Raw genomic sequence first — 22,061 nt, 5'->3', positions numbered from 1 at the left:
TCCCCTTTCGCCGCCACGCCTTGGCGGGGTAGTTTGGCACGAAATCATTGCCTTGCCCTTAATGGATGCCGATGCCGCCTGCTCCCGTCGTTTCCGGTTCCGTTCCCGCCGTCGAGGTGGAGGCTTTGCACAAGCGCTTCGGCGACAATGAGGTGCTGAAGGGCGTGTCGTTGACCGCCGCGGAGGGGGAGGTGGTGGCCCTGATCGGGTCGTCGGGATCGGGCAAGAGCACGCTGCTGCGCTGTATCAACCTGCTGGAGATACCCGACGACGGGCTGGTGCGCATCGGCGGGGAGGCAATCGCCATGAAGCGCGGCCGCCATGGCGCGGCGCCTGCCGATCCCCGTCAGGTGGAACGCATCCGCCAGCGCTGCGGCATGGTGTTTCAGAGCTTCAATCTCTGGACCCATATGACGGTGCTGGAGAACATCATCGAGGCGCCGGTACATGTGCTGAAGCAGCCCAGGGACCAGGCCATCGCCAAGGCCGAGGCGCTGCTGGCCAAGGTCGGCCTGTCGGCCAAGCGCGACGCCTATCCCTCGCAGATGTCGGGCGGGCAGCAGCAGCGCGCCGCCATCGCCCGCATGCTGGCCATGGAACCCAAGGTCATGCTGTTCGACGAGCCGACCAGTGCCTTGGACCCCGAACTGGTGGGCGAGGTGCTGAAGGTCATGCGTGATCTGGCGACGGAGGGGGCGACCATGCTGATCGTCACCCACGAGATGGCGTTCGCGCGCGAGGTTTCCAACAAAGTGGTCTTCCTGCACCAGGGCCGCATCGAAGAGCAGGGAACGCCGGCGGAACTGTTCGGCAATCCCAGGTCGGAACGCTGCCGGCAGTTCCTGTCCCGTGAGGGGCAGCGTTGAGGCAATCCATAAGTACCGAATGAACCGGGCAATCCGGTCATGGTTTAGAGGTTCCGGGGGAGTATGGACGTGATGAAGAAACTGATGGCGACGCTGGCGCTGGCCGGCCTGATGGCGCTGACGGGTTGCGGCAAGGACGAGGCCAAGAAGGAGCCGTCGGCTTCCGCGACGGCGGGCGGCGTGCCCAACCCGCTGCGGGTCGCCACGGAAGGCGCCTATCCCCCCTATAACATGGTCGATGCCGGCGGCAATCTGGTCGGGTTCGAGATCGACATGATGAAGGATATCTGCAAGCGGATAGGCACGGAATGCCAGTTCCAGGCCCAGGCCTGGGACGGCATGATCCCGGCTTTGCAGGCCGGCCGCTTCGACGCCATCGTCGCCGGCATGTCCATCACCGATGAACGCCTGGCCGCCGTGGATTTCTCCAGCGGTTACACCACCACCCCCGCCTATCTGGTCTCCGCCAACGCCAATCCTTTGCAGGATGTGGAGTACGGGCTGGAGCGCATCGACCTGACCGAGATCAGTGCCGACGAACAGGCCGCGATCGACAAGATCAAGGGCCTGCTGAAGGGCAAGGTGCTGGGTGTGCAGACCAGCACCATCCACGCCAATTTCGTCGACAAGTATCTGGCCGACGTGGTGGATATCCGTCGCTACGACACGCAGGAGAACCTGGCGCTGGACCTGCAGACGGGCCGGGTGGAGATCGGCCTGGCCGACGCCATCACCTGGAACGCCTTCCTGCAGCGCCCCGAGGGCAAGGATTTCAGCTATTTCGGCCCCGGCTTCGACGGGGGCCTGTTCGGGCGCGGCCAGGGCATCGCCATCGCCAAGGGCCGTCCGGAACTGCTGGCCGCCCTGAACAAGGCCATTGCCGACATGAAGGCCGACGGTGCCATGAAGAACCTGTCGGTGCAGTGGTTCGGCTTCGACAGTTCCATGCCTTGATCCGCGACGGCATGCCGCCGGGGGAGTTCATATCGTGACCGACCAGCCTTTCCGCGCCTTTGTCCTGAACTGGAAGCTGACCGAACTGCATGGCTGGGGGCTGGTCGGCCTGCATACCTGCCTGCATCTGTTGAGAACGGGTGGTTCGCCGCTGCTGCTGAGCCCGCCCGACACGATGATGCTGCGTCCCCAGACACAGGAATGGCTGAAGGGGCTGGAGCAGCCGGCGCAACGGCTGGGCGCCTATCTGGAGAAGGTGCAGTCGGAGGGCAGGCGGCTCTATCTGGAAGACGCCACGGTGCTTTACGCGCTGGACGGCAATATGCAGCCGGGTCTGGAGAGGCAGCCCATCTTCGGCGACCGCAATGTCGGGGTGGGGGCCTTCACCGAAACCAACCTGTATGATCAGGCGCAGATCGACGCCCGTTCCTATGGCCGCGTCGTGATCCATTCCACCTTCAACCAGCGGGTCCTGGCCGATTACGGCATCGCGTCGGATTGCGTCTTCCAGGGCGTGGACCCCGCGGAGGTGTCGCCGGGCCCGAAATCGGGCCAGTTTGCCGACCGGTTCGTGATCTTTTCCGGCGGCAAGATCGAGTTCCGCAAGGGACAGGATATCGTGCTGGCCGCCTTCCGCACCTTCCAGCAGCGCCACCCTGAGGCGCTGCTGCTCACGGTCTGGGGCAATTTCTGGCCGGCCACCGCCATCACCATGCGGACGAGCCGCCTGGGCCTGGTGCCCCTGGAACTGACGGAGGATGGCGGGGGCGTGGATGTGGTGCGCTGGCTGCAGGACAATGGCCTGCCGCACGGTTCCTTCATCGATGTCGGCTTCCTGTCGCGCGACCGGATTTCCATGGTCTTGCGGGAATGCGATCTGGCCGTGTTCCCCAACCGGTGCGAGCCCGGCACCAACCTGGTGGCCATGGAGGCGATGGCTTGCGGTGTGCCGCTGGTGCTGTCGGCCAATACCGGTCATCTGGACCTGATCGGCGATGACCGCACCTATGTCCTGGGGCGGCAGAACCCGGTTCCGGATAATGGCGGCAACACCCGCTATTGGGGTGAAAGCGACGTGGAGGAACTACTGGAGGCCATGGAGCACGCCTATCAGAACCGGGACGAGGCGCGGGCCCGGGGGCTGAAGGGCTCCGACTGGGTGCTGAACAACCGCCGCTGGGATCAGTTCGCTGCGGAATTCGTCGATGTCTGCAACCGCTGAACCGCGACCGGAACGCACCCATGCTTGATCTTCTCCGTTTCGGCAGTGACGGCTGGGGTGACGAGATCGCCAGCGGTGCGGTCATGACCCTGCTGGTCGCGGTCTTCGCCTATCTCATCGGGATCGTTGTCGGGTCCGGTGCGGCGGCTGCCAAGCTGTCGGGGCCGGCACCCCTGCGCTGGCTGGCCGCCCTCTACACCACATTGGTGCGCGGCGTGCCGGCCCTGCTGGTCATCTGGCTGCTGTTCTTCGGCGGGTCGGGGCTGGTCACCTGGGTGGCGCACCTGTTCGGCTATGGCGGGCGGGTGGATTTGTCGGCCTTCGCCGTGGGCGTGGCCGCCGTCGGCATCGTGTCGGGCGCCTATGCGACGGAGGTGATCCGCGGGGCGGTACGGGCCGTGCCCAAGGGGCAGTTGGAGGCGGCGCGGGCGCTTGGCATGGGCCGGTTCCTGATCCTGCGCCGTATCCTGGTGCCGCAGGCCCTGCGCTATGCGCTGCCGGGCCTGGGCAATGTCTGGCAGATGACCCTGAAGGACACCACCCTGGTTTCCGTCGTCTCGCTGGCCGAACTGATGCGCCAGGCCTATCTGGGCATGCAGTCGACACGCCAGCCCTTCCTGTTCTATGTGACGGCGGCGCTGATCTACATGGTCATGACCACCTGTTCGGAGGCTTTGTTCCGCGCCCTGGCGCGGCGGGCCGAACGCGGCGTGCGCCGCGCCGTGGCGAACTGAGGGGGCGGGGGCATGAATATCGACATGATCCTTTCCTCCCTGCCGTCGCTGCTGTCGGGCGCCTGGGTAACGGTGCAGCTGGTGGTGCTGTCGCTGTCGCTGGGCTTCGTGCTGGCCCTGGCCGTGGCGTTCGGCCGGATGTCGTCCAACAAGGCGGTCTCCGGCATCACCGGGGCCTATGTCTTCCTGTTCCGCTCCACCCCGCTGCTGGTGCAGATATTCCTGATCTATTACGGGCTGGGCCAGTTCGCCGGCATCCGGGAAAGCTTCCTGTGGCCCGTCCTGCGCGAGGCGTACTGGTGCGCCATCATCGCGCTGACGCTGAACACGGCCGCCTATACCGGCGAGATCATGCGCGGCGGCATCCAGTCGGTGCCCTTCGGCCAGATCGAGGCGGCGCGCGCGCTGGGCATGTCCCGCCCGCTGCTCTATCGCCGCATCGTCCTGCCCCAGGCGCTGCGCCAGATATTGCCGGCCTATGGCAACGAGATGATCCAGATGGTGCAGGCGACATCGCTGGCCAGCGCCATCACCCTGGTGGAACTGACGGGGGCGGCCCGCACCATCGCGTCGCGCAGCTTCCAGCCGGTGGAGATGTTCATCATCGCCGGGGCCATCTATCTGGCCATGACCTTCGCCATCACCCAGGGCGTGCGCTGGGCGGAGAAGAAGAGTGCGGCGGAGGTGTGAGGTAGAGCCGTAGGTCAGGTCGAGCCAGAGGCGAGCCCTGACGTTTTTGGCACCGTCGCTTGTCAGGGCTCAGGCTTTGCCTTCGACCTGACCTACGGCATGTCGCATTCCCCAAAACAAAACACCCCGCCGGATTTCTCCGGCGGGGTGTTCCATGTCAGCCCTGGGGCTGGAACAATCACTCGGGGATCGAGCGGCCGTTCTTCATGCCACGGCCGGTCGTGCGCTCGGCGATACGAGCGGACTTGCCGGTCAGGCCACGCAGGTAATACAGCTTGGCGCGGCGGACCTGGCCCTTGCGGACCAGTTCGATGCTGTCGACGCGCGGGCTGAACAGCGGGAACACGCGCTCCACACCTTCGCCGTAGGAGATCTTGCGGACGGTGAAGCTGGAATTGATGCCGGCGTTCTTGCGGGCGATCACGACGCCTTCATAGGCCTGGATACGCTCACGCGTGCCTTCGGTGACCTTCACGTTCACCTTGACGGTGTCGCCGGGCGAGAAGGTGGGGATCTTCTTGCCCTGGGACAGCTTGGCGACCTGCTCGGCTTCCAGCTTCTGCAGAATGTTCATGGTACTCATCCTTCGTTACTGCCACCGTTCCCGTCCGGGATCGCGGTGGTTTTGGTTGGCTCGGCCGATGCCCGACGGGCTCGGCGTTTCTTCACCTTTGGGGCCGGGCGGCTTGCCAGGTAGTCGGACCAGAGGTCGGGTCTGCGCCCTTCCGTGATCTTTTCCGCCTGTTCGAGCCGCCAAGCCCGGACCTTCTCATGGTGACCGGACAAAAGGATCTCCGGCACCGCACGGCCATTCCAGACGGGTGGCCGCGTATAATGGGGGTACTCCAGCAACCCCCGTTCAAAACTCTCCTCCCCCGCCGTCTCGACATTGCCCATGACGCCCGGCAGAAGCCGGACCACGGCGTCGATCAGACAGAGGGCCGCCGGTTCACCACCGGACAGCACGAAATCGCCCAGGGAGACCTCCTCCAGGCGATGTTCCTCGATCACCCGTTCGTCGATCCCCTCATACCGCCCGCACAGCAATGTCAGGGTCCCTTCGCTGGCGATCTCTCGCACCAGCGCCTGGTCCAACACGCGTCCACGCGGTGAAAGGTAGACGATCCGGCCCGGTTTCAGGCCTGCGGCCTCCTGCCTGGTCTTCGCATCGCGGATGGCTTCATCAAGCACATCCGGCCGCATGACCATGCCAGGGCCGCCGCCGAACGGGGTATCGTCCACGGAGCGGTGCTTATCGCGCGTGTACGATCGGATGTCCAGCTTTTCCAGCGTCCAGGTGCCCTTTTCCAGCGCTTTTCCCGCAAGGCTGAGCCCCAGCGGCCCGGGAAACATCTCCGGGAACAGGGTCAGCACGGTCACGTGCCAGGAAGGGGGCCGGGACTCCGACATGGCGATCAACGGCTTTCGCCGATCTCCTCGCCCTCACCCTCGGGCTGCTCGTCGCCTTCGGGTTCTTCACCCTCGGGCTCGTCATCCAGCGACAGCTTGCCGCCCATCGCCGCCAGCTCTTCCGCGTCCGGCTTGGCCGGGGTGAAGAGGTTGACGGGCGGTTCGATGACGATGCGGCCAGCCTTGACGTCCACGACGGGAACGACCGCGCGGGAGAACGGCACGAACACCGTCTTGCCCGAAACATGCGCCAGTTCCAGCACGTCGCCGGCCCCGAAATCATGGACGGCCTTGATGATGCCGAAATCCACATCACCCTCGGGACCTTCGGTGACGGTGCCCATGCCGATCAGATCGGCATGGTAGAACTCGTCCTCGTCATCCAGCGTGGGCAGCCGGTCGCGGGGCACGAACAGCTTGACGCCCTTCAGCGCGTCGGCGGCGTCGCGGCCCTTCACGCCCGTGGCTTCCACCAGGAAATGGTCCTTGCCCATCCCGGTCATGCGCAGGGTGAAATTCCGCGTGCCCGCCTCGTCCGTCAGGGGGTTGTAATCGAACACGGCCTCGGGATCGGCGGTGAAGCTCTTCACCCGCAGCCGGCCGTGAACCCCGTGCGATCCGATGATCTGGGCCACGCAAACGCGATCGGTCATCCTGAAACTCCAACAACGGGGCGGTCCGGATGGGCCGCCCCGTCAAACACCAAACGCAAACCAGCGGTCATGGGACATGACCGCTGGAGGCCGGCGACGGCCGGCCCGCGACCACATGGTCGCGTAAGCCAAGCCGCCGGACGGCGGCGCCCGGCGCCTGAGGGCGAATTACTCCGCCGCGGCGGCCTTGGCGGCCAGCTTGGCGCGCTCCTGGGCCTTGGCCTTCGGGGCGGACTTCTTCGGGCTCTCGACGATGGCCGGGGCGGCGATCAGGTTGGCCTTGGCCAGGAACTTGACGACGCGGTCGGTGGGCTGGGCGCCCTTGGCCAGCCAGCCCTTGATGGCCTCTTCGTTCAGGACGACGCGGTCGGCATGGTCGCTGGCCAGCATCGGGTTGTAGGTGCCGACCTTCTGGATGAAGGCGCCGTCACGCGGGGCGCGGCTGTCGGCGACGACGATGGCGTAGAACGGACGCTTCTTCGAGCCACCACGGGCCAGACGGATCTTAACGGACATGGAAGTCTTCCTTGGCTAAACGATTGATGATGATCTGGGGGATAAGGTAACCGTCGCGGTTCAGATCGGACCGGTGCGACGATGTTCTTGTCGGCGGGTCATGATGTCTCCCCGCCATTCGCTGCCGTCCATTCGGACGCCAGGATTCCGTAAAGGCAATTATCCACGGTCTCGCCGTCCGGGCGCAGGTTGCCCTGGCGGCGGATGCCCTCGCGCGTGAAGCCGTTGACCTCCAGCACGCGGGCCGAGACCTGGTTGCGCGGATCGATCTCCGCCTCGACCCGGTTCTTCTTCAGCACGGTGAAGGCAAAGTGCAGCATGGCGGCGGTGGCAGCCTTGGCCAGGCCCTTGCCGCGCGCGGCGGGGACCAGCAGATAGCCGAGGCTGATCTGGGCCGGGGTATCCTTCAGCAGCAGGGCCCATCCCAGGCATTCGCCGCCATCGCTGGTGATGGCCCATTGCATGCCGCCCCGGGCACCCGATGCCGTGGCCAGGATCTTGTCCCGCGTCACCTCGATGTCCTCGTTATGGGACAGGGTCGTGAAGCGCATGCTTTCCCGGTCGCAGAAGGCGGTGTGCAGGGCGTCGGCATCGCCGGCCTTCAGCGGGCGCAGAACGGCCGGACCGTGGCGCAGCGTGGGCAGTGCCGCGGGCGGGTTTTCCCGCCGCTTCTGCCAGTCCGACGCCAGGATGCCGAAGACGCCGGTATCCAGATAGGTGCCGCCATAGACGAAATCCTGGCGCTGCGTGCCTTCCCAGGTGAAGCCCAGTCGCAGCAGCAATCCCGCGGACCGATGGTTGCGCGGATCGATATTGGCGGCGACGCGGTGCAGCCCCCAGGCGCCGAACGCATGGTTCAGCGCGCCGGCCACCGCTTCCTCGCCATAGCCCTTGCCGCGCGCGGTGGGCGACAGGATATAGCCGACCCAGCCGATGCCGTCGCGCACGCCGAACAGGGTGACCCAGCCCAGGCAGTCGCGGCCATCGGTGGTCACGGCCCAGGTCCGCACGGTATCATCATCGACCAGCGCCTTCTCCATCGACGCCTTCGTCTCCTCGACGGAGGTGACGGGCGGGTGGGACCAATAGCGCATGGTCTCCGCGTCGCTGAGAATCGCATGCATGGCGTCGGTATCGGCCCAGGACAGGGGGCGCAGCACCAGACGCGGCGTCAGCAGCGTGGCGTGTTCGGGGGCGGTGGGGTTGCGTACCTGTATGGTCATGCCCGGTTCTTCCGACGGGTCAGGGACAGGAACCGCTCCCGCGGTTCCCCGGTCCAGCCGTTGATGCCATGGTTGGGCAGCCAGACGGCATGGAAATAGAAGACGAAGGCGGTGGATGCGGCCAGAAAGCCCAAGGCCCAGCCCCGCCCGGCCAGCGCCGACAGCGCCACCGTCAGGGCCACGAAGCCGAACAGCCCGGCCAGACGGCGCAGCACCGGACCGTCGCGATGGACAGCGGCGAACAGCGTGCTGTTCACCCCATGCAGCAACGCCGCCAGCGTGGCGTCGAACCACAGGCTGTCCAGCGAGAGGGACTGCATGTCCATGTCCAGCGCCCCGGCCATCAGCGCATGCCCTTGGGCATCAGGGCACCCAGGCCCTGGCGCATCAGGCCCTTCTGGCCCAGCTTGCGCATCTTCTTCATCATTTCCGACATGTCCTGATACTGCTTGATCAGGCGGTTCACGTCGGCAACGGTGACGCCGGCACCCAGCGCGATGCGCCGGCGGCGCGATGCGTTCAGGATGTCGGGCTTCTTGCGCTCTTTCTTGGTCATCGACAGGATGATGGCTTCCTGCCGCTTCAGGACCTTGTCGTCGATATTGGCGCCCTTGAGCTGTTCCTTGATCTTGCCCATGCCGGGCAGCAGGTTCAGCATCCCGCCCATGCCACCCAGCTTGGAAATCTGGCGCATCTGGGACAGCATGTCGTCCAGGTCGAAGCCGCCCTTTTCCAGCTTTTTGGCCAGCTTTTCGGCTTCTTCCTTGTCGATACTCTCGGCAGCCTTCTCCACCAGGCTGACGACGTCGCCCATGCCCAGGATGCGGCCGGCGATACGGTCGGGGTGGAACGGCTCCAGCGCGTCCGTCTTCTCGCCCATGCCCATCAGCTTGATGGGCTTGCCGGTGACGTGACGCATCGACAGGGCGGCACCGCCGCGCGCATCGCCGTCGATGCGCGTCATGACGATGCCGGTGACCCCGACCTTCTCATTGAAGTTGGTGGCGACGGTGACGGCGTCCTGGCCGGTCATGGCATCGACGACCAGCAGGCTTTCCACCGGCCTGGCCACGTCGCGGATGGCCACGACCTCGGCCATCAGCTCGTCATCGATGGCCAAGCGGCCGGCGGTGTCCAGGATGACGACGTCGAACCCTTCCAGGCGGCCCACTTCCATGGCGCGCCGGGCGATCTCCACCGGCTGCTGGCCGGGGACGATGGGCAGGCTGGCGACACCCGTCTGCTCACCCAGGATGCGCAACTGTTCCTGTGCGGCGGGGCGGCGGGTGTCGAGCGACGCCAGCAGCACCTTCTTCTTGTCGCGGTTCTTCAGACGGACGGCGATCTTGGCCGAGGTGGTGGTCTTGCCCGACCCCTGCAGGCCCAGCATCAGGATGGGAACCGGCGGCACGGCGTCGAAGTTCAGATCCTCGACCTGGCTGCCCAGCAGTTCGACCAGATGGTCATGGACGATCTTGATGACCATCTGGCCGGGATTGATGCCGCGCAGCACCTCCGCCCCGATGGCCTTTTCCTTCACGCCGGTGACGAAGGCCTTCACCGCGGGCAATGCCACGTCGGCTTCCAGCAGGGCGATGCGTACTTCGCGCAGTGCGGCGTTGACGTCATCCTCCGACAACGCCCCGCGCTTGCGCAGGCGGTCGAAGATATCGCCAAGCCGTCCCGTCAGTCCGTCGAACATACCCCAAGCCTTCCATCCCGGTCCCGACCCACCCCGCGTCCGCCTTTGCGGATGGGGTATGCCCAAACGCAAAAGCGCCAGTGCGCGACACTCGCGGACTGGCGGGGCACCTCGGTGCCGAATTCGATACCCGTTGCAGGGTGGCAGGTTGATACAAGCCCCGGCCCGGAGAGTCAATGCGCCCGGCCGGGGGGCGGGGCTTCCGGCCGGGCATAGCCATCTTTGGGCGAGTGTGTAAGGAACGACACGTTCTTCCGTAATAGTCACCCTGTCCGTCTATACGGAATTTTCACTTTTATAATCTTAATGCTAGGCTGATCCTTACGGGTCCTTTGATCACACTGAATATTCAGCCAGGTTTAAGGGTGGGGCATGGGCGGCGAACTGGGGCGCGGGCCGGACCGGTCGCGGATCACGGTTGCGGAATTGCAGGGGGTGCACAGCCGGCACCAGGCCTTTCTGCGCCGGCAGGCCGGCGGGGCGCGCGCCAACCTGAAGCTGCGCGACCTGTCGCATATGGACCTGTCGGGCTTCGACCTGTCCGATGCCGACCTGTCGGGGGCCAAGCTGTTCGGCACGCGGCTGGAGGGGGCGAACCTTGCCGGGGCCAATTTCTATGCCGCCGACCTGCGTCTGGCCAACCTGGAGGGGGCTGACCTGCGCCGGGCCGATCTGCGCGGCGCCTGCCTGCGCGGGGCGGTGCTGACCGAAGCCATCATGTCGGACAGCGACCTGCGCGACGGCACCATCATGCATGTGCGCAAGAATGGTGACATCGCCGCGCACGAGTTCGAGGCGATATCGGTAAATACCGAACTGTCGGTGGCCACCATCCGTGCGGCCGACCTGTCACGGGCCAAAATCTCCAACGCCTTCGTCATGCAGACCGACCTGACGGACGCCATCCTGCGCGGCACCAAGTTCGTGCGCGCCAACCTGTCCAATTCCAACCTGACGGGCTGCGACCTGCAGGGCGCCGACCTGCGGGAGGCGAACCTGTCCGGCGCCAAGCTGTCGGGGGCCAACCTGACGGGGGCGGAACTGAACGCCACCCGTTTCCTGGGCGCGGACCTGATCGGCGTGATCATGGATGATGTGACGCGCCGCGCCGCCGACCTGGACGGGGCCATCCTGTCGCGCGACCTGTCCACCGACGGGCGCGACTTCGACCAGATACTGGCCGATCACCGCATCTGGGTGGACAGCCAGGGGCGGGAAGGCTTGCGCGCCGACCTGTCGGGTGTGGACCTGACGGGGCGCGACCTGTCGGGGCTGGTGCTGTCGGCGGCCCTGATGCACCGGACCATGCTGCGCGGGGCCGACCTGTCGGGTGCCACCCTGGCCATGGCCGACCTGTCGCTGGCCGACCTGCGCGAGGTGGATCTGACCGCCGCCGACATGCGCGGCGCCAGCCTGGAACGGGCGACCTGCACCGGGGCGGTGCTGGTGCGCGCCGACCTGGGGCCGGTGCAGATACAGAGCAATGCCACGCGCCTGTGGCCGGCCAATCTGGGCCGCACCCGTTTCGACAAGGCCGACCTGGGTGGAGCCAATATGCGCAAGGCCAAGGCCACGCAGGCCGTCTTCACCCAGGCCAACCTGACCCGCGCCGATCTGGGCGGTGCCGTGCTGATCGGCGCCGACCTGAGCGGGGCGGTGTGCACCGCCCTGGCCCTGGACGGCGCCAACACCACCGATGTGCGCCATGCCGGGGCCAAGGATCTGAAGCTGCCGGATTTCGACGATCTGTAAGCCGGTAGGTCAGGTCGAGGGCGAATGCCGGAGCCCTGACAGCAAAGGCTGAAAGCTTTTCCGTCAGGGCTCGCTTCGCTCGACCTGACCTACGGTTTCGCCGTCAGATCGTAATCATACCGCACGAAGCCCTTGTAGCTGGCCACCCGGTCATAGAGCGCGCGGGCGGTGCTGTTGGTCTCGTGCGTCAGCCAGTAGAGCCGGACGGCCCCCGCTTCCTGCGCAACCTGTGCCACGGCCTCGATTAGGGCGCGGCCGGCCCCCAGGCCACGGGCGGCCTCGTCGACATACAGGTCCTGGAGATAGCAGACGGGGGCCTCCGACCAAGCCGTGGCCTGGAACAGGTAATGGGTCAGGCCCAGCAGCCGGCCATCGGCCCCGCGCGCCACGAAGCCCCGCACCACACCCTCGGGACGCAGCAATTCCGCCCAGTTGCGGTGATAAAGCGCCTCTTCCCGGCTGGTATCGTAGAAGGCCAGGTACGCCGTCCACAGGCGCCGCCAATCCTCGAAATCGGTGGGTTGGGGAAGGGTGATGGTCAAGGCACTCATCGCATACCGCCTTTGCCGGACAGGGGGACTTTCCGCTTTTCGCCCATATCGCGGCCTTTTCCAATGTCCATGGGGCGATAGCAGGGGCGACATGCGCGGGACGGGGCTATCCCCCTGCCCACGGGCCCCGTACCATTCCGTTCATCCCCCGCCGTCGCGATGCCGATACAGATCCCATGGTCACCATTACCGCCCGTCCCAAAGCCCAGCAGGGGGAAGAGAGCTTCCCGGCCGGCATCGCGCTCGCCTTCGTGGCCTTCGCGCTCTATAGCGGGATGGACGTCACCATCAAGTTGCTGACCAAGAATTACGCGGTGCCGCAGATCATCGCGCTGAACAGCCTGTTCGCGCTGGGGCCGATCCTGGCCTATGCCGCCCTGTTCGGCGGGCTTTACAATAATCTGCGCACGCGCCGGCCGATCTATCATGTCATCCGCGCCACCTGCGGCCTGTTCAGCAGCTTCTTCGCCTTCTGGGCCTATTCGCGCATGCCCATCGCCGATGCCTATGCGCTGGCCTTCACGGCGCCCTTGTTCATCACCGCCCTGGCTGTGCCCATCTTGAAGGAACCCGTGGGCTGGCGCCGCTGGTCGGCGATCGGCGTGGGCTTCATCGGCGTGCTGATCATGCTGCGGCCGGGCAGCGGGCTGATCAATACGGGGTCGCTGGCCGTGCTGGCCGGCGCCCTGTTCTATTCGGTGGGCATGCTGGTGACGCGCCGGGCCCGCAATACGGAAACCAGCGTTTCCTTCGCCTTCTACGCCACCTTGGCCAGCGGCACGGTGTTCGGCGCCATGACCCCCTGGCTGGGCCGCATGCCGACGCTGCATGATCTGGGCCTGTCGGCGATCGGCGGTACCTTGTGCGGCGTGGCCTTCGTCTGTCTGCTGACATCCTTCCGCAAGGTGCCGGCGGCGGTGGCCGCCCCGTTCCAGTACAGCCAGATCATCTGGGGCGTGCTGTTCGGCTGGCTGGTGTTCGGCGATGTGCCCGACCGTACCCTGTTCATTGGCCTCGCCATCGTCATTTCCAGCGGGCTCTACATCCTCTATCGCGAAACGGTGCTGGGCCGGCAGGTCACCGCGGCGACCAAGCGGGATTGCGCGTGATGGGTGGGCGCGCGCTGGCCGGCATCGGCTTCTTCATCGCGGCCACGCTGCTGTTCGGTATCATGGATGCGCTGATCAAGCATCTGACCGCCGATTACGGCACCTGGCAGATCATGTTCTTCCGGGCCAGCTTCTCCCTGCTGCCCATCGGCATCCTGATCGCGCGCACGGGCGGGGCGGCAAGCTTGCGCACGAAAAGCGTGACGGCGCACGCCGCGCGGTCGCTGATGGGCGTGGCGGCGGCCTATGGCTTCTTCTACGGCTTCTCCGTCATGCCGCTGGCCGATGTCTATGCCCTGGGCTTCGCCGCACCCCTGTTCATGACGGCCCTGTCCGTGCCGATCCTGAAGGAAAAGGTGGGTTGGCGGCGCTGGCTGGCCGTGCTGGTCGGATTCGGCGGCGTCATGGTGATGCTGCGGCCGGGGCAGGGGATGTTCAGCCTGCTGGCCTTGATCCCGCTGGGGGCGGCCTTCTTCTATGCGCTGTCCATGCTGTTCGTCCGGTCGCTGGCCCGGACGGAAAGCAACGGTGCCATCACCTTCTATTTCGTCACCACCATGGGGCTGGTCAGCTTCGTGTGCATGATCCCCGGCTGGCGGACGCCCGACATGACGGGTTTCCTGCTGCTGGCCCTGGTCGGCGTGGTGGGCGGGGTGGCGCAGATCATCTTCACCCAGGCCTTCCGACTGGCCGCGCCCTCGCTGCTGGCGCCATTCGAATATGTCGCCATGATCTGGGCCGCCGGATTCGGCTATATCTTCTTTGCCGAAGTGCCGGATGCCGCCATCTGGACCGGATGCGCCATCGTGGCGGCATCCGGCCTCTATATCATCCACCGTGAAACCGTGCTGCATCGCCAGGCGGCGCTGGCCAGTGCCGCCGATGGGGAACCGATCAGGTAATACCAGATCCCGGTGAGTTCTACTCACCGGGATCTGGTTCGGCGGCGACCGCCGCCGCGCCGCCTATGCGGCGTAGCCAAGCCCACGGATGTGGGTGCCGGCGATTGAGGTCGGTGATCGGTTGCGATCACCGGGACATGGTATAACGCACCGGAACCTCGCCGCCCCTTGGCGCGGCTTCTCGTCGGGTTGCAGTTCCACTATCCTGCCACCCGTTTGTGATGGGTGACGGTGGGGCAGGTATGATTTTCTTATCCAACCAGATAACGGCAGGCCACGTTCCCCAAAACAAGAATGCCATTGTAACGCTTCTGATCGGCGAGCGTTATGTGGGTACCTGGGTGACAGCCTGCCAGAGCAGCTGGGCCAGTTACGCGGCCTCCCACGGCTTCGATATCATCCTCGTCAATGCCCTGCCCGATATGTCGGATTTTGGGTTGGGCCGTTCCCCGGCCTGGCAGAAGCTGCTGATCCTGGAGCAGCCCTGGTCGGCGCTTTATGAACGGATCGTCTGGATCGATTCGGACATCATCATCAATCGCACAGCCCCGGACATCCTGGAAAGCGTGCCGGACGTGGGTCGGATCGGCGTGGCGGGCGGCAAGGCCCAGCGCGAATCCCCGGCCTATCAGGTCTTGTGCGAACGGATGCGGGGGGCGTTGCTGCGGCCGGAAATTTGGCCGCGGGCGGCGCTTCGCCTGGATATGGATCAGTTCGAGCGTGCCTTGGACATGAAGGTCGACGAGGACGTCATCATGTACAATACCGGCGTGATGGTTGTAAGCCCCGCCCATCATCGTGACCTGTTTTCAAGAACCTATCGGGATTACAGCTGCCAGACCCGCCTCTATGAGCAGCCGGCCCTGTGCTACGAGATGCACAGGGCCGGTCTGATCCATGAGATATCCGGCCGTTTCAACTGGTCTGTCCTGCTGATGCGCTTCCTTTACTTTCCGGAAACAGGCTTCAAGGACGTGACGCCGGAAATGTACCAGGAGATGCTGCCCATGCTTCGCAAGGAACTGGGCATATCCTACTTCCTGCATTTTGCCAGTTGCATGGGGCTTCTGATGGCCGTCAAGGAGGGTGATCTGGAACCCGATGCGCATGCACAGGTGCCCGGGCCGGGGTAATTCGTTAACCAAGCGGTTTCTCAGCATTCGCAACCTCTTGGCGCGGGCCATGCAAATTTGGCATGCTGTTGTCCGTCTGATCCGGCAAGGAAGGTAGCCCCAGCCCCATGCGATCCACCGGTGCCGCCCGTACCGTCGTCTGGCCCGGCCGCCCCGATCCCCTGGGGGCGACCTGGGACGGGTTGGGTGTCAATTTCGCCCTGTTCTCCGCCCATGCGGAGAAGGTGGAGCTTTGCCTGTTCGACAGCGATGGCAGCCGGGAGATCGAGCGTATCACCCTGCCGGAATGCACCGACGATGTCTGGCACGCCTATCTGCCGGAGGCGCGGCCGGGCCTGCTGTACGGCTATCGCGTCCATGGCCCCTATGATCCGTCCAGGGGCCACCGGTTCAATGCCAACAAGCTGCTGCTGGACCCCTATGCCAAAGCGCTGGAAGGGCCGCTGCGCTGGTCCGATGCCCATTTCGGCTATCGCATGGGGGCGGCGCGCGAGGACCTGTCCATCGACCGGCGCGACAATGCCCGCGGCATGCCCAAATGCCGGGTGATCGATCCGGCCTTCACCTGGGGGCTGGAACGCCGGCCCCGCGTGCCCTGGACCGACACCATCATCTATGAGGCGCATGTGCGTGGCCAGACGCTGCGCCATCCCGACATCGCTCCCGGCCTGCGCGGCACCTTCACGGGTCTGGCCAGCCAGCCGATGATCGACCATCTGAAGACGCTGGGCGTGACAGCGGTGGAACTGCTGCCCGTCCATGGCTTTACCGACGACCGGCATCTGGTGGAACGGTCGCTGCATAATTACTGGGGCTATGCCAGCATCTGCTTCTTCGCGCCCGAACCCAGCTATATGACGGGGCGGTCGACGCGGGAATTCAAGAACATGGTCGCCCGCCTGCATGATGCGGGGATCGAGGTGATCCTGGACGTGGTTTATAACCACACGGGCGAGGGCAACCATCTGGGCCCCACCCTGTCCTTCCGCGGTATCGACAATGCCAGCTATTATCTGCTGCAGCCGCAGGATAAACGCTTCTACCAGGATCATACCGGTACCGGAAATACTCTTAACCTGGCTCATCCGCGCGTGTTGCAGATGGTGATGGACAGCCTGCGCCACTGGGTGGTCGACATGCATGTCGACGGGTTTCGTTTCGATCTGGCAACGACATTGGCGCGCGAAAGCCATGGCTATGACAATGGGGCCGGCTTCCTGGACGCGGTGCGCCAGGACCCGGTGCTGGCGGGTGTGAAGATGATCGCGGAGCCTTGGGATATCGGCCCCGGCGGCTATCGCGTGGGGCAGTTCCCGTCGGGCTGGAGCGAATGGAACGACCGCTACCGCGACACGGTGCGGCGATTCTGGCGCGGGGATGAGGGGATGCTGCCGGAGCTGGCTGCGCGCCTGACCGGATCGGCGGACATTTTCGACAATGCGCGGCGCCGCCCCTGGTCCAGCATCAATTTCGTCACCAGCCATGACGGTTTCACGCTGGCCGACCTGACCGCCTACAACGTCAAGCACAACGAGGCCAACCAGGAGAACAACCGCGACGGCCACGACGCCAATTTCAGCTTCAACCATGGGGTGGAGGGGCCGACCGACGACCCGTTCATCAAGGCGGTGCGTCGCCGGCAGGGCCGCAACATGCTTGCCACCCTGCTGCTGTCGCAGGGCACGCCCATGCTGACGGCGGGGGACGAGCTGCTGCGCAGCCAGCAGGGCAACAACAACGCCTATTGCCAGGATAACGAGGTCAGCTGGATCGACTGGCCGGGCCTGGGGCCGGATGAGCGGGCGGCCAGCCGGTTCGTGGCGCGCCTGACAAGCCTGCGCCGCGCCCATCCCGTGCTGCGCCGGGGGCGGTTCCTGCATGGGCGGGAAGTGTCGGCCGACGGGTTGAAGGATATCACCTGGATCAACCCCCAGGGGGTGGAGAAGGCGGCGGAGCAATGGCGCGACGGGCATTCCCGCTGCCTGGGCCTGCTGCTGAACGGCAAGGCCGGGCCGCATCTGTCGGCCGACGGTACGCCCGACCTGGACGGGGTGCTGCTGCTGATCGTCAATGCCGGTGACGCGGCGGCGGACTTCATCCTGCCCGCCGTGCCGGGGGGCGGTGCCTGGCGCTGCCTGCTGGATACGGGGGATGAGGAGGGGCGGCCGACCGCTTCCCCCGGCTTCAAGCTTTTGGTAACCGGAAAGCCCGTATCCTTGCCCGGCCGGACTTGCTGGCTATATGAACTGATCGAAGCGGATGCTGGCGCTGGCATGCCGCTTTCTTCCGGCCTGGGAGGGCCGGCTCATGGCTGAATATGATTTCCGTTCCCTCGCCGTCGTCATCGTGGACCGGGAGGTCAATACGCGGCGATTACTGCGCGGCATCCTGGCGCGCATGGGGGTGGACCGGATCCTGGACTTTCCCAACGTGGCCGATGTGCCCACGGCCATGATCGCCATCCAGCCGGACCTGCTGTTCATCGATGCCGATGCGCCCGATCCGGAAGGGCTGAAATTCGTGCAGGGCCTGCGCCACGCCCAGCCGCCGCACAATCCGTTCCTGGGCGTCATCGCCACCACCTGGCAGCCGACGCAGCCCCTGCTGCTGCGCTTCAACGCCACCGGGGCCGACGACATGATGGTGAAGCCGTTCAGTGCCAAACAGGTGCAGGACCGGCTGGTCAATCTGATCGAGGCGCGCAAGAGCTTCGTGGTCACGGCCGACTATATCGGCCCCGACCGCCGCCGCCAGCCGCGCGAGGGCATCCAGATCCCGCTGTTCGACGTGCCCAACACCCTGCGCATGAAGACGGCGGGCCAGTATGACCGTGGCCGCGCCGCCGAGGCCCTGGCCAACGCCCACGAAGCCATCAATGTGCAGAAGATCGTGCGCAACGGCTTCCAGGTGGCCTTCCTGATCGACTTCGCCTGTCCCGGCCTGGCGGCGGGGAGCGACCGTATGGCGGCCGACCATCTGCTGCGGGCCGGCACGGCGCTGGACGACCTGATGCGCAGGCTGCGGCCCGACAGCGACCTGCGCGGCCAGGCGGACACCTATGCCGCCACCATCCGCGCGGCGGTGGAACAGTTCAAGGCGGCGCCCGACCAGCCGCTGGTGGGCGTGCAACCGTTACGCGCCGCGGCCGTCGGCATCGCCGCCCTGACCGCGCGCCGTGCCGACCTGTCGGCGGTGGAGGGGGAGGTGCGGGGCGCCGTCACCGCCTATCGCAACCGTCTGGCCCAGATCGCCCAGGCCAAGGCCGAACAGCAGCAGCAGGCCAGCGAGAAGGACGGGGACGGGGAGAAGCCGGCGGGCTGACACCCGCCGGATACTGCGGGAAATCCGCCCCGGGGGGCAGGGATGCGCCCCCGGGTGTGATTAAGTCTTTCCTCCCGAAGTGAACGGGTCTATATAGCCTTCATCTTTATCCCATACGGACCGGCCAGCGAACGTCGTTGGCAGGCTGGTCTGCTTTGCGGGTGGGCCTTTGGCCCGCCTTTTTGTTTATCTGGGCCTTGCTTATCCGGATCATGCCGGCGGCAGGCGGAGTTGGGAACGCGAATGGACGTGCTGGAACGCATCGGCGGCATCATCACCCCCTCGGTCGAGGCCATGGGGTATGAGATCGTGCGCCTGCAGATTTCCGGCGGGCTGCGCCCGACCCTTCAGATCATGGCTGACCGCGCCGATGGCGATGCCATGACGGTGGAGGATTGCGCCGACATCTCCCATGCCGTTTCCGCCCTGCTGGACGTTGAAGACCCGATCGCATCGGCCTACACGCTGGAGGTTTCCAGCCCCGGCATCGACCGGCCGCTGACCCGCCTGAAGGATTTCGAGCGGTTCAAGGGCCTGGATGCCCGGATCGAGACCGATATCCCGCTGGACGGGCGCAAGCGCTTCCGTGGCACCCTTTATGGTGTCGAGGGCGGGAATGTGCTGATCGCACTGGACGCCAAGACTTCCCAACCGCCCAAGCGCAAGCCGGGGGCCAAGGTTTCAGCCAAGGCCAAGCCGGTGGAGATCGATCCCAGCTTGGTGGAGGTGGCGGAAATCCCCTTCGCCCAGATCGCCAAGGCCAAGCTGGAACTGACCGACGATCTGCTTGCCGCCGCTGCCTCCGAACAGGGGCTGGTGGCCGGGACCGAAGGCGGGCAGATGGATGTGGACGACACGGCCCGGCCGGTGAAGCGTCCCAAGCAAACGCATCCGGGGCCGAAGTCCGACAAGGCTCCCAAGACAAAAGGTCCGGGGCGTTTTGCCCGCAAGGATCAGAATGACGACCAGGATGTTGACACCACCGATGGCCATGCCGACGCCGATGGCGTTGGTACGGTTTGACGATCAGGAATAGAAGGCAGGGTTCGCCAGGATGGAACTGCTTCAGGTAGCCGACGCGGTCGCCCGCGAGAAGAACATCGACAAGGAGCATGTGCTCGAAGCCATGGAGGAGGCCATCAAGAAGGCTGGCCGCTCCAAATATGGCCACGAGCATGACATCCGTGCGCGCATCGACCGCAAGTCGGGCGACATCCAGCTCACCCGTCACATGGAAGTGGTGGAAGAGGTGGAGAACGAGGCCGTCCAGGTGACCCTGGCCAAGGCCCGTCGCAAGAATCCCAAGGCGCAGCTCGGTGATTTCATCGTCGATCCGCTGCCGCCCATCGATTTCGGCCGCATCGCCGCCCAGACCGCCAAGCAGGTCATCGTGCAGAAGGTGCGCGAGGCGGAGCGTGAGCGCCAGTACAACGAGTATATCGACCGCAAGGGCGAGATCGTGAACGGTCTGGTCAAGCGCGTCGAATATGGCAATGTCACCGTCGATATGGGCCGCGCGGAAGCCGTGCTGCGCCGGGACGAGTGCCTGCCGCGCGAGCATTTCAAGACCGGCGACCGTGTCCGCGCCTACATCTATGATGTACGCAAGGAGCCGCGCGGGCCGCAGATCTTCCTGTCGCGCACCCATCCGATGTTCATGGCCGGCCTGTTCAAGGCCGAGGTGCCGGAGATTTATGACGGCATCATCGAGATCAAGTCGGTGGCTCGTGACCCGGGTTCGCGCGCCAAGATCGCCGTGATATCCAAGGACAGCTCGATCGACCCCGTGGGCGCCTGCGTCGGTATGCGCGGTTCCCGCGTTCAGGCTGTCGTCGGCGAGCTGCAGGGCGAGAAGATCGACATCATCCCCTGGAAGCCCGATCCGGCCACCTTCGTCGTCAATGCGCTGGCCCCGGCAGAGGTTGCCAAGGTCGTGCTGGATGACGAGGGTAACAAGATCGAGGTGGTGGTGCCCGACGATCAGCTGTCGCTGGCCATCGGCCGCCGTGGCCAGAATGTCCGTCTGGCCAGTCAGCTGACTGGCTGGACCATCGACATCATGACCGAGGCCGAGGAACGTGAGCGCCGCCAGACGGAATTCTCGTCGCGGTCGGCCCTGTTCATGGAGGCCCTGGACGTCGACGACATGATCGCCCATCTGCTGGTGAACGAAGGCTTCACCTCGGTGGAAGAGATCGCCTATGTCGACCTGGACGAGTTGACCCGGATCGAGGCGTTCGACGAGGATGTGGCCGCCGAGCTGCAGAACCGCGCTGTCACCTTCCTGGAACAGCAGAACGAGATCCTGGACACCAAGCGCCGCGAACTGGGCGTGGAGGATGTGGTCGCCGCCTTCGAGGCGCTGACCCCCGCCATGCTGGTCAAGCTGGGTGAGAAGGGCGTGAAGACGCTCGACGACCTGGCCGACCTGGCCGGTGACGAGCTGTTGGATATCATCGGCAAGGATGCGATGACGCTGGACGAGGCCAATGAGCTGATCATGGCCGCGCGTGCGCATTGGTTCGCCGACGAGGAAGGGGCGGAGGGCTGAGCCGCGAGGTTCAGGCTTCCTGCCTTTGAGTGATTGGGGAACAGGCATGAGCACCGGCACAGACACGACGCCCGGCTATCCGCCGGAACTCGACGCCGAGGCCCAGGCCGATGAACCCGAGGCCGTGGCGGGCCGCAAAAGTCCGCTGCGCCGCTGCATCGCCAGCGGGAAGGTCCAGGACAAGGCGGAGATGATCCGCTTTGTCATCGGGCCGGACCAAAGCGTGGTGCCCGACGTGGACGAAACCCTGCCCGGTCGCGGGCTGTGGTTGACGGCCGATGTGGGTTTGGTTGAAAAGGCCCTGGCCAAGGGGCTTTTCTCCAAGGCCGCCCGGCAGGGCGTGAAGCCCGTCCCGGATCTGCTGGCGCTGACGCGCCGTCTGATCCGTCGGCGGGGTTTGGGCCTGATCGGTCTCGCCCGCAAGGGCGGGGGTGCCATTGCGGGTTTCGAGAAGGTACAGGCTGCATTGCGTTCCGGTTTCATCGGCCGGGCGGGCGGTGCGGGCCAAAAGAGTGTAGGGTTGTGGTTGGAGGCGTGCGACGGATCCGACGATGGTCGGACGAAGTTGCATGCCTTGGCGCAGGCGCTGGGTGTGCCGCTGGTCGATGTCTTCGACCGGGCGGAACTGGGTGCGGCACTGGGCCGGGACGAGGCGGTGCATGTGGTGCTGGCGGCGGGTCCGCTGGCGAAGCAGGTCCGCCGCGAAGTTGCACGGCTTTCCGCACTCGGCGGAACGGCCGCCTGAGTCTTTGGGCGGACGTATTGGGTTTCA

Annotated in this window: 22 protein-coding genes; 14 read left to right on the top strand and 8 right to left on the bottom strand. The window is 65.5% G+C overall.

The features are described from left to right. The first annotated feature begins 71 nt into the window (after positions 1 to 71). The 5 genes from ACM9HJ_RS26450 to ACM9HJ_RS26430 all read left to right on the top strand — a co-directional run bounded on the left by ACM9HJ_RS26450 (position 72) and on the right by ACM9HJ_RS26430 (position 4,466). A complete protein-coding gene (locus tag ACM9HJ_RS26450; RefSeq protein ID WP_416574788.1) occupies positions 72 to 866 on the top strand; it encodes an ABC transporter ATP-binding protein in 795 nt (264 codons plus the stop codon). Between the two features lie 72 nt (positions 867 to 938). After that, on the top strand, positions 939 to 1,820 hold the full coding sequence (locus tag ACM9HJ_RS26445; protein WP_416574817.1) for a transporter substrate-binding domain-containing protein: 882 nt from the start codon (positions 939 to 941) through the stop codon (positions 1,818 to 1,820). Between the two features lie 34 nt (positions 1,821 to 1,854). Beyond that, on the top strand, positions 1,855 to 3,042 hold the full coding sequence (locus ACM9HJ_RS26440; protein WP_416574787.1) for a glycosyltransferase family 4 protein: 1,188 nt from the start codon (positions 1,855 to 1,857) through the stop codon (positions 3,040 to 3,042). Positions 3,043 to 3,062: 20 nt separating this feature from the next. After that, positions 3,063 to 3,776, top strand: a complete 714-nt coding sequence (locus tag ACM9HJ_RS26435; RefSeq protein ID WP_416574786.1) for an ABC transporter permease — start codon at positions 3,063 to 3,065, stop codon at positions 3,774 to 3,776. A 12-nt stretch (positions 3,777 to 3,788) separates the two neighbouring features. Next, positions 3,789 to 4,466: an ABC transporter permease gene (locus ACM9HJ_RS26430; protein ID WP_416574785.1), complete on the top strand. Its 678-nt coding sequence runs from the start codon at positions 3,789 to 3,791 to the stop codon at positions 4,464 to 4,466. Between the two features lie 178 nt (positions 4,467 to 4,644). Here the strand turns inward: ACM9HJ_RS26430 and rplS are convergent, their stop codons facing one another. The 7 genes from rplS to ffh form a co-directional block, all read right to left on the bottom strand. Then, positions 4,645 to 5,040, bottom strand: coding sequence for a 50S ribosomal protein L19 (gene rplS, locus ACM9HJ_RS26425; RefSeq protein ID WP_416574784.1), 396 nt, complete (start codon positions 5,038 to 5,040; stop codon positions 4,645 to 4,647). Positions 5,041 to 5,045: 5 nt separating this feature from the next. After that, entirely contained in the window at positions 5,046 to 5,876 is an 831-nt protein-coding gene (trmD, locus tag ACM9HJ_RS26420) for a tRNA (guanosine(37)-N1)-methyltransferase TrmD (RefSeq protein WP_416574816.1), read from the bottom strand. Between the two features lie 5 nt (positions 5,877 to 5,881). Next, positions 5,882 to 6,529, bottom strand: a complete 648-nt coding sequence (gene rimM, locus ACM9HJ_RS26415) for a ribosome maturation factor RimM (RefSeq protein WP_416574783.1) — start codon at positions 6,527 to 6,529, stop codon at positions 5,882 to 5,884. A gap of 168 nt (positions 6,530 to 6,697) precedes the next feature. After that, positions 6,698 to 7,045 carry a 30S ribosomal protein S16 gene (gene rpsP, locus ACM9HJ_RS26410; RefSeq protein WP_416574782.1) on the bottom strand — a complete coding sequence of 116 codons (348 nt, stop codon included), beginning with the start codon at positions 7,043 to 7,045 and terminating at the stop codon, positions 6,698 to 6,700. Between the two features lie 98 nt (positions 7,046 to 7,143). Further along, on the bottom strand, positions 7,144 to 8,268 hold the full coding sequence (locus ACM9HJ_RS26405) for a GNAT family N-acetyltransferase (protein ID WP_416574781.1): 1,125 nt from the start codon (positions 8,266 to 8,268) through the stop codon (positions 7,144 to 7,146). Then, positions 8,265 to 8,612 (bottom strand): hypothetical protein, encoded by a 348-nt coding sequence (locus tag ACM9HJ_RS26400; protein ID WP_416574780.1) that lies wholly within the window; start codon positions 8,610 to 8,612, stop codon positions 8,265 to 8,267. Before ACM9HJ_RS26400 ends, ACM9HJ_RS26405 begins: the two co-directional genes overlap by 4 nt. Continuing rightward, positions 8,612 to 9,970: a signal recognition particle protein gene (ffh, locus tag ACM9HJ_RS26395; protein WP_416574779.1), complete on the bottom strand. Its 1,359-nt coding sequence runs from the start codon at positions 9,968 to 9,970 to the stop codon at positions 8,612 to 8,614. The genes ACM9HJ_RS26400 and ffh overlap by 1 nt, the downstream gene beginning before the upstream one ends. A 372-nt stretch (positions 9,971 to 10,342) precedes the next feature. Here ffh and ACM9HJ_RS26390 point away from each other — a divergent pair, with 372 nt between their 5' ends. Next, a complete protein-coding gene (locus tag ACM9HJ_RS26390; RefSeq protein ID WP_416574778.1) occupies positions 10,343 to 11,722 on the top strand; it encodes a pentapeptide repeat-containing protein in 1,380 nt (459 codons plus the stop codon). An 89-nt stretch (positions 11,723 to 11,811) separates the two neighbouring features. On the opposite strand, the gene ACM9HJ_RS26385 is transcribed toward ACM9HJ_RS26390, so the two are convergent. Beyond that, positions 11,812 to 12,273 (bottom strand): GNAT family N-acetyltransferase, encoded by a 462-nt coding sequence (locus tag ACM9HJ_RS26385; protein WP_416574777.1) that lies wholly within the window; start codon positions 12,271 to 12,273, stop codon positions 11,812 to 11,814. 176 nt (positions 12,274 to 12,449) lie between these two features. Between ACM9HJ_RS26385 and ACM9HJ_RS26380 the strand changes: the two genes are divergently transcribed. From ACM9HJ_RS26380 to ACM9HJ_RS26345, 8 genes are all read left to right on the top strand, one after another. Then, positions 12,450 to 13,382 carry a DMT family transporter gene (locus ACM9HJ_RS26380; protein ID WP_416574776.1) on the top strand — a complete coding sequence of 311 codons (933 nt, stop codon included), beginning with the start codon at positions 12,450 to 12,452 and terminating at the stop codon, positions 13,380 to 13,382. After that, positions 13,382 to 14,284 (top strand): DMT family transporter, encoded by a 903-nt coding sequence (locus ACM9HJ_RS26375; RefSeq protein WP_416574775.1) that lies wholly within the window; start codon positions 13,382 to 13,384, stop codon positions 14,282 to 14,284. The genes ACM9HJ_RS26380 and ACM9HJ_RS26375 overlap by 1 nt, the downstream gene beginning before the upstream one ends. A gap of 221 nt (positions 14,285 to 14,505) precedes the next feature. Continuing rightward, a complete protein-coding gene (locus tag ACM9HJ_RS26370) occupies positions 14,506 to 15,417 on the top strand; it encodes a hypothetical protein (protein ID WP_416574774.1) in 912 nt (303 codons plus the stop codon). A gap of 107 nt (positions 15,418 to 15,524) precedes the next feature. Next, positions 15,525 to 17,732 carry a glycogen debranching protein GlgX gene (gene glgX / locus ACM9HJ_RS26365; RefSeq protein WP_416574773.1) on the top strand — a complete coding sequence of 736 codons (2,208 nt, stop codon included), beginning with the start codon at positions 15,525 to 15,527 and terminating at the stop codon, positions 17,730 to 17,732. Further along, a complete protein-coding gene (locus ACM9HJ_RS26360) occupies positions 17,725 to 18,738 on the top strand; it encodes a response regulator (protein WP_416574772.1) in 1,014 nt (337 codons plus the stop codon). Before glgX ends, ACM9HJ_RS26360 begins: the two co-directional genes overlap by 8 nt. 231 nt (positions 18,739 to 18,969) lie before the next feature. Further along, entirely contained in the window at positions 18,970 to 19,761 is a 792-nt protein-coding gene (gene rimP / locus ACM9HJ_RS26355) for a ribosome maturation factor RimP (RefSeq protein WP_416574771.1), read from the top strand. 31 nt (positions 19,762 to 19,792) lie between these two features. Next, positions 19,793 to 21,289 carry a transcription termination factor NusA gene (nusA, locus tag ACM9HJ_RS26350; RefSeq protein WP_416574770.1) on the top strand — a complete coding sequence of 499 codons (1,497 nt, stop codon included), beginning with the start codon at positions 19,793 to 19,795 and terminating at the stop codon, positions 21,287 to 21,289. Between the two features lie 46 nt (positions 21,290 to 21,335). After that, positions 21,336 to 22,034: an RNA-binding protein gene (locus ACM9HJ_RS26345; RefSeq protein ID WP_416574769.1), complete on the top strand. Its 699-nt coding sequence runs from the start codon at positions 21,336 to 21,338 to the stop codon at positions 22,032 to 22,034. The last annotated feature ends 27 nt before the right edge of the window (positions 22,035 to 22,061 follow it).

Origin of the sequence: Niveispirillum sp. KHB5.9, assembly GCF_048066115.1 — a bacterium.
Taxonomy (GTDB): domain Bacteria; phylum Pseudomonadota; class Alphaproteobacteria; order Azospirillales; family Azospirillaceae; genus Niveispirillum.
Note: the sequence above shows the minus strand (reverse complement) of the source record. Positions and strands in the feature narration are given on the sequence as shown.